We start from the raw sequence: 16257 nt of genomic DNA, 5'->3' as shown, positions 1-16257 counted from the left end.
GTGGTGCGGTCAGTGGAAGGCGGGGGCCTGGGTCAGGGCCGGGGCGTTGAAGCTGAGCAGGGCGGTGTGGCCGTGCGCGCTGCGGATCTCGGTGAGGGCGCCGTTGTGCAGTTGGGGGAAGACGCGGCGGTAGTCGGCGAGGGGGATGCCGAGGAGGTGGCAGAGCAGCAGCCGCAGCAGGGTGGAGTGGGCGACGACGAGGATGCGGCCGTCGGGCTGCTCCCGGGCGAGGTCGGCCAGGCAGGCGGCCGCGCGCTCGGCGGCTCGCCGCGGGTGCTCGCCGTCGGGCAGATGGTGGTCGACCGGGTCGGCGAGGAAGGCCGCGAGCTGGTCCGGGAAGGCCCGGCGCATCTCGTCCCTGGTGCGGCCCTCGCCGCGGCCGAAGTCGAGTTCGTAGAGCCGCTCGTCGATGCGCGGGGTGAGGCCGCAGGCGTCGGCGGCGGGGGCGGCGGTGAGCCGGGCGCGGGCGAGCGGGGAGCTCCAGACGGCGGTGAGCGAGGCGGTGGCCGCCCAGGTAGCGAGGGCCGCGGCCTGGTCGCGGCCGCGGTCGGTGAGGGGGACGTCGGTGCGGCCGGCGTAGCGGTTCTCCGCATGCCAGACGGTCTCGCCATGGCGTACGAGGATGAAGTCGGTCACGGGGCGGCCCTCCTGCGGGCGTGATCGGCCACGGCGTGGTCGAGCCAGCCACGGGCGGTGAGTTCGTCGAGGAAGCGGAGGTAGAGCGGGAGGTAGCGGGCGGTGCGGTCCGGTGACGGCTGGATTTCGTCGGCGATGCGGACCATGGCGGCGGCCGCGTCCTCCAGGCCGACGCCACAGGACGTGGCGGCGAGGACGGCCATGCCGAGGGCGCCCTCGGCATGTTCGGGCAGGCGTACGGGGCGGCCGAGGACATCGGCGCGCAGCCCGCACCAGTAGCGGTTGCGGGCGCCGCCGCCGGTGAGGGTGAGCGGTCCGTCGACGGGCGCGCCGAGCAGGTCGAGATAGTCGAAGCAGAGCCGTTCGAGGCAGGCGACGCCGAGGAGGTAGGCGTGGAACTCCGCGGCGCGGGAGGGGACTTCACCGATGATGAAGGGTTCCGCGTCGGGGGCGCGGAACGGGAAGCGCTCGCCGCCGGTGGACACCAGCGGGTAGGCGACCGCGTCCGGGTCGAGGGCGGCGGCCTGCGCGGTGAGCACGTCCAGGTTCTCGCTGTGGAAGTACTGGGAGATGACGCCCGCGCCGCTGCTGGAGGCGCCGCCGGGCAGCCACTTCTCGCCCGGCCCGCGGTGGCAGTAGACGACGCCCGCGGGGTCGCGGACCAGGTGGCGGCTGGCGCCCTTGAGGACGAGGGTGGTACCGAGCACGGAGTTCCAGGCGCCGGGCGCGAGGGCTCCGGCGCCGATCTGGGCGGCGCAGCCGTCGGTCATCCCGGCGACGACGGGGGTGCCGGGCGGGATTCCGGTGGCCTCGGCGGCGTCCGCGCAGACGGTGCCGAGCACGGTGCCGGGGCGTACCACCTCGGGCAGCAGGCCCTCGGGGACGCCGAGTTCGTCCATCACCTCCCGCGGCCACCGTTCCTCGATCAGGTGGTAGCCGGTCTTGAGGGCGTGGCTGGCGTCGGCGGCGACCTGGTGGCCGGCCAGCTTCCAGGTGATCAGGTCGACCTGGTGCAGCAGCCGGGTCCCGGGGGCGGCCGCGGCCGGTTCGTGGTCCAGCAGCCAGCGAAGTTTGGGCAGCGCCCAGGACGGCTGCATGCTGCGGTAGCCCAGCTCCTGCCAGACCGCCGCGCCCGCTTCGTTGACGGCCGCGGCCTGGGTGTCGGCGCGCCCGTCGTCGTACATCAGGCCCGGGGTGAGCGGGGTGCCCCGGTCGTCGGCGAGCAGGATCGTGCCGGAGGTGCCGTCGAGGGCGAGTCCGCGGACGCGTCGCGCGTCGATCCCCGCCAGGACGTCCCGGCAGGCGGCGGAGAGCGATGCCCACCATTCCTGGGGGTCCTGCTCATGGCGTCGGCCCTCGCGGTGGCCGGTGAGCGGGCGGGCGGCGGTGGCCAGGACCTGGCCGGTGCCGTCGACGGCGGCGCAGCGGGCGCTCTGGGTGCCGAGGTCCAGGCCCAGCCAGATGCCGTCGAGGGTGGGGGTGCGGGGGTCAGACACGGGTGCCTCCGAGGGGTGTGGCGACGCGGGGGCCGGATCGCCATACGGCGCCGCTGCGCCAGCCGGCCTCCCGGGCGAGGCCGCGCCATCCGAGGAAGTCCTCGTAGAGCGCGCCGTAGAACTCCGCGCGTTCCGGGCCCGGCTGCCAGCTCCGTTGCATGTGGACGTACTTGTCGGCGGCGCGGTGCATGCTGGACTCGGCGCCGGTGAGGACCAGCCCCGTCAGGAATGCGCCCTTCGCGCCGAGTTCGGTGTCGCGGGAGCGGGCGGTCGGCACGCCCGTGGCGTCGGCGATCAGCGCGCACCAGGCGTCGCTGTTGGCGCCGCCGCCGCACAGCCGCAGTTCGCTGACGTCCGTACGGGCGGCGGCCAGCGAATCGCGCAGGACCAAGGAGAGGCCGTCGAAGACGGCGCGGGCCAAATCGGCGGGGGTGTGTTCGAGGGACATGCCCCAGAAGGAGCCGCGGGCGCGCGGGTCCAGGAAGGGCGCGCGCTCGCCCGCCGGGGAGAGGTACGGCAGGAACGTCAGCCCGCGGGCGCCGGGCTCCGAGGCGAACGCCAGCGCCGCGAGCTCGGGCGGCCCGGACAGCTGGAGCAGCCGCGCCGCCCAGCCGAGCACCTCGGCGCCGTTGAGGGTGGGGAAGGCGCGCAGCACCCGTTCGCGGCCGCGGTAGGCGATGTTGATGCCGGAGGGTTCGCCGCTGGTGTCGATCTCGGTGCGGACGATCTCGGTGCACAGGGTGGTGCCGAGGATGCTGCAGGCCTGGCCGGGGTTGACCACGCCGACGCCGCGGGCGGTGGCGGCGATGTCGTACGGGGACATCACCACGGGCAGCCCGGCGGGCAGGCCCAGCTGGTCGGCGGCGTCGCCGGTCAGCTCGGCGATGCGTTCGGACTCCCCCAGCACGGTGGGCAGCAGCCGCCGGCAGGCGCTCAGGCCGAACAGGTCGAGGATGTAGGGGTCGTAGTCGCCGGTGGCGTGGTCGAGGAACGGCGCGGACGCATCGGATTCATCGCTCGCCCGGATGCCGGTGAGGCGCAGGAAGAGCCAGCCGGCGGCGGTGAGCGAGGTGGCGGAGCGGGCGAGCCGGTCCGGGTCGTGGGCGGCGAGCCAGGCGAACAGCGCATTGGGCATTCCCGTGCAGGTCAGCGAGCCGTTGCGGCGGAAGGCCGCCTCCAGGACGCCGTCCCGCTGCCAGTCGGTGAGCAGGTCCCCGGCGCGCCCGTCGGACCACAGGATGGCGGGTCCGGTGGGGCGGCCGCGGTCGTCGACGAGCCAGGCGCCGTCGCCCTGGGCGGTGAAGGACACCAGCCATACGGGGTCGGCCGACTCGTCGAGGACCGCGCGGACGGTATGGACGACGGCGCCCCACCCGGCCTCCATGTCCTGCTCGGCCCAGCCGGGGTGCGGGCGCAGGACCTCGGTGGCCCGGCGGGCGACGGCGATCTCGGTGCCCTGGTCGTCGAAGAGGACGGACTTGATCACCGTGGTGCCGACGTCGATGGTCAGTACGGACATCAGTGGGGTCCTTTCACGCCGGGGCGGAGGCGGCGGCCGGGGCACCGGTGTGCGGTGCGCCGTCCGCGCCGGCCGACTCGTCCGGCAGCTTCAGGAAGAGGGCGAGGACACAGCTCACCGCATACATCCCCGCGAAGATCCAGACCACCCCCGCGACGCCGAGCGGCCCCACGAAGGCCGCGACCACGGCGGGGCCGACGAAGGTGCTGGCGCCCGCTCCCAGGTTGAGCGCGGCCAGCGCCTGTCCCTTGTGCCGCGGTTCCATCGTGGGCACCAGCGCCGAAAGCGGTACATATCCCGCCAGCGTAGCCCCGTAGAAGGCGGCCACCAGCAGGGCGAGCGGGAAGTTGGCGCCCGCCGCGTTCGGTACGTAGAAGAGCAGCAGGGTGCTCAGGGTGCAGCCGGCGCCGCCGCACCAGGCGATGGTGCGGCGCCAGCCGAAGCGGTCGCCGAGCACGCCGAACAGCAGATTGGCGAAGATATTGGTCGCGAACATCGCGCTGAGCAGATGCAGCCATTGGGTGAGGCTGAAGCCGACGGTCCGGGTGAAGTGGATCGGCATGATCACGAAGAAGCCGAACTGCGAGGCCGTGTTGATGACCCGGACGACCGAGCCCAGGCCGACGCGGGGGTTGCGCCACAGGATGGTGATGCTGCCGAGGAGCGTGCCCAGCGGACCGGCGGTCCGCGGCGCTCTGCCGCCCCGGTCGTCCCGGACCAGCAGCAGGGCGATCAGCCCGCCCGCGGCCACCAGCACGAGCGCGGCCCACAGGGTGGCGTAGGCGCCGATGCCCGGGATGAGTCCGCTGGCGACCAGCGAGCCGAGCGTGGGCAGGCCGCCGGTGAAGGCGAACCAGAACCAGCCCATGGCCGTGCCGAGACGGGCCCGGGGTGCCACCGCGGCGATCCAGACCAGGAATCCGTAGGCGAAGAGCGGATAGCCCAGACCGCGCAGGCCGTAGGCGAGGAGCATCAGCGGATAGCTGGACACGGGGAGGGCCAGGGCGAGGAAGAGCACCTGGAAGACGGCCCAGATGCCCAGGCCCGTCCACATGACGCGGCGCGGCCCCCACAGGTCGGAGAGCACTCCGGAGAGCCAGGCCGCGAGGGCGGCGGCGATCCCGTAGACGGTGAACAGCAGCGCGACACGGGACTCCGAGAAGCCCCGGTCGGTCAGATAGGGCGAGAGATAGCCGGACTCGACCCCGTCTCCGATCATGAAGAGGAGGAGTCCGAGGTATCCCCAGAGGAGGGTCGGCGGGATGCCCAGGCGGGTGATCAGCGAACGCGACGGAGAATTCGGCATCGAATCTCCCTTTCTGCGGCGGCTCGGCAGGGAGGGGCGAACGGAGCGATGGAACCGCCGGGCGGAATCGGGCGTCAATGGCCGCCGGAATCTTCGCATCGGGGCCGCGACCAGCCATGTTGCGTCGTACCGGAGCCGCATGTGGACACGGCGGCCGCCCCGCGTGCAGTGTTAAATCCGTGCGAACATAACGCGGCGCATTTCCCGCGGCGCGGGTACGCGGCGGACCGCGGCGGGGGACGAGGGACCGGGACGGGTGCACGGCGGACCGCGACGAGCGACGAGAATCCGCCACGGGCGACGACGGACCACAACGGATGGCCAAGGACCGCCACGGGCGACGACGGACCGCCACGGGTGCGCGGCGGGCGAGGCAGGGAGCGCAGGGAGATGGACCGGGTCGAGGCCCAGGAGGAGCGACGGCGGCGGATGCGCGAGCGCGTCATCGCCAGCGGTTTCGTGCGCACCTCGGATCTCGCCGAGGAATTCGGCGTCAGCCTGATGACGGCGCACCGCGATCTCGACGCGCTGCAGGCGCAGGGCTGGCTGCGGAAGGTGCGCGGCGGGGCGACCGGGCTGCCGTCGGCGCAGTTCCACGGCAGCGTCGCGGAGCGGATGGCCACCATGGCGGCGACCAAGCAGCAGCTGGCGCGGGCCGCGGCGACGCTGCTGGTCCCCGGGCAGACGGTGCTGCTGGACGACAGCACCACGTGTCTGCTGCTGGCCCATCAGGCCGCCGAGCACACCCCGCTGACCGTCATCACCAACTCGCTCCCGGCGATCACCACCCTCGCCAAGGCGCCCGGCATCTCGCTGATCACGCTGGGCGGCGCCTATTTCCCGGCGTACGACGCCTTCATGGGGCTGCACACCGCGGACGCGGTACGGGCCTTCCGCGCCGATGTCCTGTTCCTGTCCACCACGGCCGTCATCAACGGCCGCTGCTATCACACCTCGCCGGAGACGGTGCAGGTCAAGCGGGCAATGATGGAGAGCGCGGCGCGCCGGGTACTGGTCGCCGACCACACGAAGTTCGCCAAGGACGGGCTGTACGCGCTCGCGCCGCTGACCGACTTCGACCTGCTGATCGTGGACGACGGGCTGCCGGCCGAGCAGATCCGCGCCGTGCGGGCGAGCGGCACCGAGGTGATGGTGGTCGCGCAGCGACCTTAGTCGGCAGCGTACGAGGCACTTGCGGGGCACTTGCGAAGCAGCGGGCCTGGACGGTTTCTCGCCGGCCACCGGTCCGCGGCGGCGTCCCGGGAATACCCGCCCCACCCCACCACGTTGTGGCCCTGCAGGGGGCGCCGGCAACCCCTACGGGATGCGTTCGACCGCCCCCTAAGTGTCAGCCCAGCCCCGACCCCAGCCCCAGCGCCCCTGGATCGGCGGCCAGTTCGCGGAAGGCCGCCCGCGGGTCCGGGAGCAGCTTGCGCTTTTCGAGGTCCATCAGGCCGCATACGGCGCGCAGTTCGGCGGCGACCGTGCCGTCCGCCTTGGTGACCGTCTGCTCGATGACGAAGGTCTTGCCCTCGCCCCAGAGGAAGGCGCAGCTGACCTCGACCTCGTCGCCGGCGCGCAGTTCGCGGCGGTAGCGGATGGTCGTCTCGACCGTCACCGGGCCGACGCGCCGGTCCACCATCGCGCTCTGCCGGATGCCGGCGGCCTGCAGCAGCGACCAGCGGGCGTGCTCGGCGTACTGGAGGTAGACGGCCTGGTTGAGATGGCCCTGGGTATCGGTCTCATAGCCGCGGACGGTGATGCCCACGGTGAAGGGCGCCGCGTCGTCCCCCGTATCCGTATCCGTCGCCGCTGCCGCGTCCGTTGCGTCCGTCGTGTCTGCCACGTTCTCTCCCGCTCCCCGTAGGCGCCGGCCCTCCGGGCGGACGCGTTGGACCTCATGGGCCACTCGCGTCACATGGTAGGCGCCGGGGACCGACGGCCGGGAGTACTCCGGAGAGGCGCCCGTCAGGAACGCCCGTCAGGAGCCGCCCATCCGCAGCGTCAGGTCCCATTTGGCCAGCGCCTCGTCGACCGGCTGGAAGATGGTGACGGTGTCGCCGCCGCCGTCGCTGCAGGTGGCCGTGCCACCGCCGGAGTGCAGTCCGACGGCCTTCGGGTTGGCGGGCTGCGTGACGTACGAGCCGCCCGAATCCCCGGGCGCCGAGCAGGCGTTGGTGAACGACAGTCCGTCCACGACGGCGGTGCCGTAGTCCACGGTCTGCTCGGTCCGGGTGATCTCGCCGCAGTGCCAGCCGGTGGCCTCCCCGGAGTGGCAGACGGACGTGCCCGTCACGCCCTCCTGCGAACCGGTCACGGCGACCGGCTGCCCGCCCTGCCCGGCCACGTTCGGCGACAGCTTCCAGCCCGGCCCGTTCACGGTGACCAGACCGAAGTCGCCCTCGTGTCCGATCACGCTGTGGTGCCCGCCCTCGTTGGAGGTGCCCACAAGGCTGCCGTCCTTGCCGTACGCGGGCTGATCCGCGTCGTTGGTGCAGTGACCGGCCGTCAGGAAGCCCTCGAAGCCGGCCGCGCCGGTCACCGAGAAGCCGATGGAACAGATGCCCTCCTGGCCGGGCATCCAGCGCTCGCCGCCGATGACCGTGCCGCCCTGCTGACGCGGCGACTGATCGCTGCGCTCGATGGTGACGGGGATGCGCGAGCGGGCGGCGAGGGAGCGTACGGCGTTCTCGAAGGCGTCGGTGGCGGCGCTGCCGGCCCGGCGGTCGACGCGGACCACGACGCCGTTGGCGCGCTCGTCCACGCCCCAGCCGGTGACGCCGGCCACGCCGTTGCCGGCCCGGGTGCCGATCTGCCGGACGAGTTCCGTGAGCTCGGCGCGGCTGCGCTGGACGGTCTTGGGCAGCGCGCCGGCGGCCCGTACGCGCTCCGCGTCGGTGGGGACGGTGACCGCGACGATCAGCTTGCCGACCGTCTTGTCGAACCACATGCCGGCCGGCGGCGCGGTGAGCACCCGGCGCACCGCGACGGCGGCCCGCTGCGCCTCGGCTTCCTGGGCGAGCCGGATGCGGGCCTGGTCCGGCGTCAGCCCCAGATCGCGGCGCATCGCGTCGAGCATGCCGCGGGGCTGGGGCTGGGGCGTGGGGTCGGGCTGCGGCGCGGCGTGCGCCGGGCTGAGCGGGCCGGTGGCGGCCAGGACGGCGGCCATGGTCGCGCCCCAGAGAGCGGCCTTGCGGAAGCGGCGGTGCATCGGGGATCTCCTCGCGGGGTCGAGTACGCGTCGATACCGTTCTGCCGAGCCTCGGCGACCTGACGGCGTGCGGCATCGGGAAGATCCCTTGCATCATGACCGGGTGGCATCATCCTCCGGTCGTCAAACCCCCGCCCCCTGCGGCGAGGAGGCCCTGGCACACCTGCCGGAGGCCTTCCGGAACGTCAGCTACTCGGCCGCCCGCCATCCGGGAGCGGGACACCTGAATGCCCGTCACCCTCCGGGGACGCGGCCGCGGATCTCGCCGGGGGCGCGAACTGCCGGTGCTACGCCTGTGCCGTGCTGCGGCACTTCGGCGCGGCGGTCCCGCCGCTGCGGTCGACGGAACCGTGGGCGGACGGGCCGGTGACCGCACGCGTCGGACGGCCGGGGCCGCTGGACCTGGTGCTCTTCGGCAGCGGACCGGTCGCGGGCCGCCGCACCGGGTACGGGGCGCATGTGGGCCTCCACCTGGCGCCCGATCAGGTCCTGCATCTGTACAAGGATGCCGGTCGGCCCGTCGGGTGACCTACGGCGACTTCGCCGTGTGACCGCGCTATGCGCGGTTCCTGGGGGCCAAGCGGTCGGCGGTGGGCGGGGCCGACGGGTGACGGGCGGTGCTACGCGGCACCGGGGCCGGGCGGCGGTTGAGCAGCACGACACCTAGGAGGGTGAGCGCGCCACCGGCCACGGCCACCGGCCGCGGCACCTCGCCGAGCCAGCCGAAGGCGACGAGGAGCGCGACCGGCGAGACGAGGTAGAGGGCCCCGGTAGAGGTCGCCAGCGGGAGCCGCGCCACCGCATAGCCCCAGATGACGAAGCCGAGGGCGGACGGCAGCAGCCCCAGGTACGCCACCGACGCCAGGGCGTCCGCCGGGGCAGCGGCGACAGCCCGTACGGCGGCCGGGGCCAGCGGCAGCGCGAACAGCGTGCCGGCCCACATCGCGTACGCCGCGACCTCGATGCCGGTCCGGCGCCGCAGCAGCGGCTTGGTCGCGCAGTGGTACACGCCCTGGGCGACGGCCGCCGCCAGCACCACCAGGGCGCCGGCCGAGAATCCGGTGGCGCCGCCGCTGCCGAAGGCGACGACGGCCGCGCCGGCGAGGGCGGTGAGACTGCCGGCGACCACCCGGAGGGTGATCGGCTCGCCGAGGACGGCGCCGGCCAGCAGCACGCTGAAGACCGGCGCGGCGGCGATGAGCAGACTCGCGGTGCCGGCCGGGACATGGACCTCGCCCCAGTTGAGCAGCACTTGATAGGCGGTCATCCCGGCGGCGCCGCACACCGCGATCAGCGGCAGATCGCACGCCCGGGGCAGCCGTACGCCCATGAACGGGGCGACGACGGCGAGCGCGAGCGAGGCGATGGCCAGGCGGAGGAAGGAGAGTCCGGCGATGCCCAGGCCGGCCACGCCGACGCGGATCGCCGGGAAGGCCGAGGCCCACAGGACAACGGTGCCGGCGAGCGCGGCCACCGTGGCAAGGTTGCCGCGGTTGCGGAGGGTGGGGAAGATCACGGATCCAGCGTTGCGGGTACGATCCGAAAGATCCAGTGACTGTTCTTTACGGGATCGATAAGGTGAGCTTCTTGCTCGATGTCCGTCGCCTCCGTCTGCTGCGGGAATTCGCCGTCCACGGAACCGTCGCCGCGGCCGCCGAGGCGCTGTTTCTGACCGGCCCGGCCGTCTCCCAGCAACTAGCCGCGCTGGAGAAGGAAGCCGGCGTCCCACTGCTGGAGAAGCACGGGCGGACGCTGCGGCTGACGCCCGCCGGGCGGCTGCTGGTCGATCATGCGGAGGTGATCCTCGGCGGGCTGGCCGCGGCCGAGGCCGAACTGGACGTCCTGCGGGGCGGCGGCCGCGGCCTGGTCCGCGTCGCGGCGTTCCCGTCCGCCGCGCGGATGCTGATGCCGGACGTCTGGCGGCAGCTGGCCGGGACGTTGGACCTGCACCTCGCCGAACACGAACCGGAGCCGGCGATCGAGGCGCTGCGCCGGCGCGAGGCGGACATCGCCGTGGTGAACGCCTACACCCTGGTGCCCCGCGATCCGACGCCCGGCTGCGAGCAGCATCACCTCCAGGACGACCCGGTCCTGCTCGCCCTGGCTCCCGAGCTCGCCGACCGGCTCGGCCTCGCCCCCGGCGCACCGGTCGACCTGGCCCGGTTCGCCGAGGAGAAGTGGCTCCTGCCGGTCCCGGACACGGCGTGCGACGAGCTGACCCGTCGGGCCTGCGGCGCGGTCGGGTTCGTGCCCCGGCCCGTCGCGCTCGCCGGGGACTTCGCGGTGCTCACCGCGCTGGTCGCGGCGGGCGCGGGCGTCACGCTGGTGCCGCGGATGGCGCTGCCCACGGCCACCGACCCGATCCGTCTGCACCCGCTGAAGCGGCCGGTCAGCCGCTCGATCTACGCGCTCACCCCGACGGGCACGGCCCAGCAGCCTCAGGTGCACCAGGTACTGAGCGCATTGCGCGCGGCCGCCGCACAGGAGTGATCGCACAGGAGTGACCGCGCGAGCAGTGACCGCGCGAGCAGTGACCGCGCGACGGTGACCGTGCGGCGGTCAGAAGCCGCCGTCGAAGCCCCCGCCACCGCCGTCGAAGCCGCCACCGCCGCCGTCGCCGAAGCCGCCGCCGAAGTCGTCCGGGTTGAAGTCGGATCCGGAGAAGTCGCCGCCCTCCGCGCCCGTGGGGCCGCCGAAGTCGGCGCCGTAGGCGTTGGTGGACATCATCATGTTGCCGAGCAGGGTGCCCACCAGGAGGCCGGGCAGCAGACCGCCGCCGAAGTAGCCGCCGGCCCAGGGGGCGTAGGCCGGGCCCGCCTCCCAGTACGGGCGGTCGCCGGCCTCGGTGCGGACCGTGCGGGCCAGCGGCTCGCGGCCGTCGTCCAGGCGGCTCTTGTCCGCGGCGCAGGCGGGTACGGTGCGCTCCGCGCCGCCGGCCGGCGCCCACTGGACGTCGACGACCGACGGGCCGTGCCGGGGGTCGAAGAAGCAGGGCAGCCGGCGCTCGGGCAGCGGTTCGCCGGTGCGGCGGGCGGCGAGGGTGGCGAGCGAGAACCGGCCCTCCTCCAGGGCGGTGGTCACCGCCTGGACGTCGCCGGGGTGCTCGGCCCGCGCCATCGCGGACTTGGCGTTCTCGTACGCGTCCAGCGCACGGCTGTAGTCCGCGCGCATCGCCTCGTCGGCGCCGGGCTCGGCGGGGCTGAAGTCGAGCCGGTCCAGCTCCTCGCCGAAGGCGGTGATGTCCTCGTCGACGACGACCCGCAGGTCCTCGAGCGCGGCGCGTTCCGCCTCGGCCCGCCGGCGGCGGTTGCGGCGGGCGATGGCGTACGCTCCGCCGCCGCCGATGACGACCAGCACGCCGAGGCCGATGGCGGTGCCGGTGCCGAGGCCGGAGTTGTCGGGGCCGCCCCAGGAGGACGGGGCGTGGCCGTTCGCCTGCTGGTCGGCGATGTCGACGAAGCTGTTGAGGCGCTGGGAGACCGTGGGGTAGTCGGAGCGCTTGACCGAGCCGACCAGGTTCTGGACGGAGCTGTGCGGCATCACCCGGGGGTCGGCGCCGGCGTTGAAGCCGTTGCCGAGTTCGACGGCGTAGACGCCGCTGATGCCGACCTTGGTCCGCAGGTCCTGGAGCAGCGTCTTCGACGGGTACTCGGCGGCCCGCGGCAGCACCGCGACGAAGATCGGCTTGCCGGAGTTCTTGATCTTCTTGGCCAGCGCGTCCGCTTCGGCCTTGGGGAACTGGCCGGCGGCACGGGGATCGACATAGACCGGGCCCTGTTTGAGGGCCGCCGCGGCCGCGTCGAGTCCGCCGACGGCATGCGCTCCGGGCGCCAGCGCCGTGACCAGCGCCAGCAGGGCCGCCATCAGCAGGAGCAGTGGGCCGAACGGCGTACGACGGGTTGCGGTCTTCATGCATATGACGCTACCCGAACCGCACTTTCAGGACATCACCGCGGACGGAAGCCGCTACACGGTGGGAGACGGGGCCGTTGGGGTGGCCGGAAACCGCCGTCGCCGGTGGAGTGTCCCGCGCCCGGCGGGCCCTGTCACGCCGGGCGTGTCCATCCAGGTGATCGCTCAGCGTGGCGTTTTTGATGATGAAATGACCGGGGATGTTCCGGCTCGTCCCTCCCCCGAGGAAACGAGATCTGGATGCGCAGGGCGACCTCGATGCTCAAGTCCGTGGCCGTCGCCGTCGTCGCCACCGCCGTCGGCTGTCTGCTGGTCATGACGCTGCTTCCGTCGCACGCCCGCCCCTGGCCCACGGGGGCGAAGGCCGCCGTCACTCCTGCCGCGCCCGCCCGTGCGGACGTCCTGGGCCACGGCGGCTCCGCGGCGCGGGTGGCGACCACGGGCCGGAGCGCCGCCGGGCACCCCCGGCACGGGCAGCGCAAGCACGCGCCCCGGAATCCGCGGATCACGGTGACGGCGCCGCAGCCCGGCCTGAGCTTCCGGGTCCACGGCAGTTTCAGCGTGGCCTGGACGAACAACACGGGCCGCGAGGTGGACGTGTGGCTGCATGTGCGCACCCGCGGGAAGCGGACGCAGCGGGTGGCGCTGGTCGCGCCGCGGGCCGGCGCCGGACCGACCGGCGAGGCCCTGGTGACGCTGCCGCTGGTCGCGCCGGGCCGCGCGTACTCCCTGGAGGTGTCCGCCGATGACGGCGTGGCGCGAGCCTTCAGCAAGGGCTTCGCCGTCACCGGCTGACCGCCGTGCCGCTCCTTACGGCGCGCGCAGCGCGACCAGTTCGGCCAGGGCGTCCCGGTGCCGGCCCGGGGCGCCCAGCGCGATCTCGTCGCTCTTGGCCCGCTTGAGGAAGAGATGCGCCGGGTGCTCCCAGGTCATCCCGATGCCGCCGTGCAGCTGGATGCATTCCTCGGCGGCACGGACCGCCACCGGTGCGCAGTAGGCCTGGGCGACGGCGACCGCCACCGCGGTGTCGGGGCTGTCGGTGGCCAGCGCGTCGGCGGCGTTACGGGCGGCGGCGCGGGCCGAGGCGACATCGAGCCAGAGGGCCGCCATCCGGTGCTTGAGCGCCTGGAACGATCCGACGGGGCGGCCGAACTGGGTGCGTTCCGCGGTGTGGCGCACGGTTTCGGCCAGGCACCATTCGGCGACGCCGAGCTGTTCGGAGGCGAGCAGTCCGGCGCCGGTGAGCAGGGCGCGCTCGACGGCGGTGCGGGCCCGGTCCCCGGTGGCCAGGAGGCGGCCCCGGGCGCCGTCGAAGGTGAGGTGACCGAGGGGCCGGGTGAGGTCGAGGGGCGTGCGAGCCTCGGCCCGTACGCCGTCCGCCGCGGCATCGACCGCGTACAGGGCGGGGCCGTCCGGGCGCCGGGCCCACACCAGCAGCAGTGCGGCGGACGCGGCATCGGCGACCGAGGTCACCCGGCCGGTCAGCGCGCCGTCCGAATCGGCCGACACGGTCGGTTCGGCCACCCCGCCGGGCGCGGTGGGCAGCGGCAGGGCGAGCGCCCCGACGGTCCGTCCCTCGGCGAGCGCGGCGAGCGGACCGGCCACCTCCGCCCGGTCCGTATCGCAGCCCAGCAGCGCGGTGACCGCGATGACGGCGCTGGTCAGATACGGCACAGGAGCGACCGAGCGGCCCAGCTCCTCCAGTACGACGGCGGCCTCGCGGGCGCTCGCACCCGCGCCGCCGAGCTTCTCCGGGACCAGCAGCCCGGCGGTGCCGATCTCGGTGGCGAGCGAGCGCCACAGTCCGGCGTCATGGGGGACGTCCGACTCCAGTCCGGCCAGCACGGTGGCCGGATCGCTGCGGTCGGCGAGCAGGGAGCGTACGGCGTCGCGCAGCGCCTCCTCGTCCTCGGAGTAGAGGAGGTCGGGGGCGGGGGTGCCGGTCAGCGGGCCGGTCATCGGGGGAGGTCCTTCCACGCGACGTCCTTGTCGGTACGCGGCTCGGGCGGCAGGCCCAGCACGCGTTCGGCGACGATGTTGAGCAGCACTTCGGAGGTGCCTCCTTCGATGGAGTTCCCCTTGGCGCGCAGATAGCGGTAGCCGGCCTCGCGGCCGGTGAAGTCGACGCCTTCGGGGCGGCGGAGCGTCCAGTCGTCGTAGGTCAGTCCGTCCTCGGCGAGGAATTCCACCTCCCAGCCGCTGATCTGCTGGGCGAGCCGGGCGAAGGCGAGCTTCATTCCGCTGCCCTCGGGTCCGGGCTGGCCTTTGGTCAGCTGCTGCCGGAGCCGTTCGCCGGTGAGCCGGGCGACCTCGGCGTCCACCCACAGCTTCAGCAGCCGCTGGTGCAGATCGTGGGTGCGCAGCTCGGGGCGTTCGCGCCAGTCGGCGGCGGCGACGCCGATCATGCCGCCCTCGCGGGGGATGCGGGCGCCGCCGATGGCGACCCGCTCGTTCATCAGCGTGGTCTGGGCGACCCGCCAGCCCTCGCCGACCTCGCCGAGGCGATGGGCGTCCGGGATGCGTACCCCGGTCAGGAACACCTCGTTGAACTCGGCCTCGCCGGTGATCTGCCGCAGCGGCCGCACCTCGACACCGGGGTCGGTCATATCGCAGACGAAGTAGCTGATGCCGCGGTGTTTGGGCAGGTCGGGGTCGGTGCGGGCGATCAGTATCGCCCAGCGGGCCTGGTGCGCGCCGGACGTCCAGACCTTCTGGCCGTCGACGGTCCAGATGCCCTCGTCGTCCCGTACGGCCCGGGTGGCGAGCGCGGCCAGGTCGGAGCCCGCGCCGGGCTCGCTGAACAGCTGGCACCACACCTCCTCCCCGGTCCACAGCGGCCGCAGGAAGCGCCGCTTCTGCTCATCGGTGCCGAAGCGCAGGATGGTGGGTGCGGCCATGCCGAGGCCGATGCCGATCCGGCCGGGGGCGTTGCCGGGGGCGCCGGCGGCCTCCAGGTCGGCGTCCACGACCGCCTGGAGGGACCGTGGCGCGTCCAGTCCGCCGAGGCCCTCGGGGAAGTGGACCCAGGCCAGGCCCGCGTCGAAACGGGCGCGCAGAAACTCCAGCCGGTCGGTAGTGGTGGGAGGGTGCGCGGCGAGCAGGTCGGCGGTGCGGCGGCGCAGGTCGGCGGCGTCGGTCATCGTGCCTCCTCCAGTCCGGGGACGACGACCAGGCGGCCGGTGGACGTGCCGTCGGCGACCCGCTGTACGGCCTCGGCGGCGCCGGCCAGCGGGACCCGGCCGCCGATCAGCGGCTTGATGACGCCCTGGGCGGCGAGCTTGGTCAGTTCCTCGTGGCAGGCGTCGACGGCGGCGGGATCCTTGGTGTTGTACAGGCCCCAGTGCAGGCCCAGGATCGCGTAGTTCTTGACCAGGGCGTGGTTGAGGGCGGGGCTGGGGATGGTGCCGCCGGCGAAGCCGACCACGATGATCCGGCCCTCGAAGGCGATGCATTTGACGGACTTGGCGTAGGCGTCGCCGCCGACCGGGTCGTAGACCACGTCCGCGCCGCGGCCGCCGGTGGCCTTCTTGACCTCGGCGACGATGTCGTCCGCGCGCCGGTCGAGGACGAGGTCGCAGCCCAGTTCGCGGGCGGTGCGGGCCTTCTCGGCGCCGCCCACCACGCCGATGACCCGGGCGCCGGCGGCCTTGCCGAGCTGTACGGCGGCGCTGCCGACGCCCCCGGCCGCGGCGTGCACCAGCAGGGTCTCGCCCGCCTGGAGCCGGGCCCGGCGGTGCAGTCCGAACCAGCCGGTCTGGTAGCCGATGTGCAGGGCGGCGGCCTCGGCGTCGTCGAGGGCGTCGGGGGCGGGCCGTACGGTCGCGGCGTCGACGACCGCGAGCTCGGCGAACCCGCCGTCGGGCAGCGGCGGTTGGGCCAGCACCCGCTGCCCGGTCCCACCGGCCGCGCCCTCCCCCACGGCGATCACCTCACCGCAGATCTCCACGCCCGGGGTGAACGGCAGCGGCGGCCGTACCTGGTACTGGCCGCGGCACAGCAGCGCGTCGGGGAAGTTGACGTTGGCGGCCCGTACGCGCAGCAGCAGCTGCCCTGGGCCGGGCTGCGGGTCCGGCACTTCTTCCAGCCGCATCACCTCACGCGGCTCGCCGTTCGCGGATACGCGCCATGCCTTCACCAGGTGCCTCCACAGACCTCGGAGATGCGGGGTACGACGGCA

15 protein-coding genes are annotated in these 16257 nt (G+C 73.8%); 4 read left to right on the top strand and 11 right to left on the bottom strand.

What is annotated here, in order from left to right; genetic code table 11:
- Positions 1-9: 9 nt before the first annotated feature.
- Genes AC5677_RS33700 through AC5677_RS33685 form a run of 4 tightly spaced genes read right to left on the bottom strand, consistent with a single transcriptional unit; the run spans position 10 to position 4957 of the window.
- Entirely contained in the window at positions 10-636 is a 627-nt protein-coding gene (locus tag AC5677_RS33700; RefSeq protein ID WP_497191669.1) for a histidine phosphatase family protein, read from the bottom strand.
- Positions 633-2132, bottom strand: coding sequence for an FGGY-family carbohydrate kinase (locus AC5677_RS33695; protein WP_497191668.1), 1500 nt, complete (start codon positions 2130-2132; stop codon positions 633-635). The genes AC5677_RS33700 and AC5677_RS33695 overlap by 4 nt, the downstream gene beginning before the upstream one ends.
- Entirely contained in the window at positions 2125-3651 is a 1527-nt protein-coding gene (locus tag AC5677_RS33690; protein ID WP_497191667.1) for an FGGY family carbohydrate kinase, read from the bottom strand. The genes AC5677_RS33695 and AC5677_RS33690 overlap by 8 nt, the downstream gene beginning before the upstream one ends.
- Positions 3652-3664: 13 nt before the next feature.
- Positions 3665-4957 (bottom strand): MFS transporter, encoded by a 1293-nt coding sequence (locus tag AC5677_RS33685; RefSeq protein WP_497191666.1) that lies wholly within the window; start codon positions 4955-4957, stop codon positions 3665-3667.
- A gap of 390 nt (positions 4958-5347) precedes the next feature.
- Between AC5677_RS33685 and AC5677_RS33680 the strand changes: the two genes are divergently transcribed.
- On the top strand, positions 5348-6130 hold the full coding sequence (locus AC5677_RS33680) for a DeoR/GlpR family DNA-binding transcription regulator (protein WP_497191665.1): 783 nt from the start codon (positions 5348-5350) through the stop codon (positions 6128-6130).
- A gap of 175 nt (positions 6131-6305) precedes the next feature.
- On the opposite strand, the gene AC5677_RS33675 is transcribed toward AC5677_RS33680, so the two are convergent.
- A complete protein-coding gene (locus AC5677_RS33675; RefSeq protein ID WP_497196854.1) occupies positions 6306-6725 on the bottom strand; it encodes an acyl-CoA thioesterase in 420 nt (139 codons plus the stop codon).
- 213 nt (positions 6726-6938) lie between these two features.
- Positions 6939-8168: a S1 family peptidase gene (locus tag AC5677_RS33670; protein ID WP_497191664.1), complete on the bottom strand. Its 1230-nt coding sequence runs from the start codon at positions 8166-8168 to the stop codon at positions 6939-6941.
- A gap of 300 nt (positions 8169-8468) precedes the next feature.
- On the opposite strand from AC5677_RS33670, the gene AC5677_RS33665 reads away from it, so the two are divergent.
- Complete coding sequence (locus AC5677_RS33665; protein WP_497191663.1) at positions 8469-8696, top strand: hypothetical protein; 228 nt, start codon at positions 8469-8471, stop codon at positions 8694-8696.
- Positions 8697-8724: 28 nt separating this feature from the next.
- Here the strand turns inward: AC5677_RS33665 and AC5677_RS33660 are convergent, their stop codons facing one another.
- Complete coding sequence (locus AC5677_RS33660) at positions 8725-9684, bottom strand: DMT family transporter (protein ID WP_497191662.1); 960 nt, start codon at positions 9682-9684, stop codon at positions 8725-8727.
- Between the two features lie 71 nt (positions 9685-9755).
- Here AC5677_RS33660 and AC5677_RS33655 point away from each other — a divergent pair, with 71 nt between their 5' ends.
- Positions 9756-10658 (top strand): LysR substrate-binding domain-containing protein, encoded by a 903-nt coding sequence (locus AC5677_RS33655; protein WP_497191661.1) that lies wholly within the window; start codon positions 9756-9758, stop codon positions 10656-10658.
- Positions 10659-10727: 69 nt separating this feature from the next.
- Here the strand turns inward: AC5677_RS33655 and AC5677_RS33650 are convergent, their stop codons facing one another.
- On the bottom strand, positions 10728-12080 hold the full coding sequence (locus AC5677_RS33650; protein ID WP_497191660.1) for a hypothetical protein: 1353 nt from the start codon (positions 12078-12080) through the stop codon (positions 10728-10730).
- A 240-nt stretch (positions 12081-12320) separates the two neighbouring features.
- Between AC5677_RS33650 and AC5677_RS33645 the strand changes: the two genes are divergently transcribed.
- Entirely contained in the window at positions 12321-12875 is a 555-nt protein-coding gene (locus AC5677_RS33645; protein WP_497191659.1) for a hypothetical protein, read from the top strand.
- 15 nt (positions 12876-12890) lie between these two features.
- On the opposite strand, the gene AC5677_RS33640 is transcribed toward AC5677_RS33645, so the two are convergent.
- From AC5677_RS33640 to AC5677_RS33630, 3 genes are read right to left on the bottom strand one after another with little or no spacing between them, the layout of a single operon-like run.
- Positions 12891-14039 carry an acyl-CoA dehydrogenase family protein gene (locus AC5677_RS33640; RefSeq protein WP_497191658.1) on the bottom strand — a complete coding sequence of 383 codons (1149 nt, stop codon included), beginning with the start codon at positions 14037-14039 and terminating at the stop codon, positions 12891-12893.
- The gene (locus AC5677_RS33635) at positions 14036-15220 is read right to left on the bottom strand and encodes an acyl-CoA dehydrogenase family protein (protein ID WP_497191657.1); all 1185 of its coding nucleotides are present in this window, start codon (positions 15218-15220) and stop codon (positions 14036-14038) included. The genes AC5677_RS33640 and AC5677_RS33635 overlap by 4 nt, the downstream gene beginning before the upstream one ends.
- Positions 15217-16215, bottom strand: coding sequence for an NADPH:quinone oxidoreductase family protein (locus tag AC5677_RS33630; RefSeq protein ID WP_497196853.1), 999 nt, complete (start codon positions 16213-16215; stop codon positions 15217-15219). The genes AC5677_RS33635 and AC5677_RS33630 overlap by 4 nt, the downstream gene beginning before the upstream one ends.
- Between the last annotated feature and the right edge of the window lie 42 nt (positions 16216-16257).

This window comes from Streptomyces sp. JLSY215, from assembly GCF_059682825.1.
This window is presented reverse-complemented; position numbering and strand designations above follow the sequence as displayed.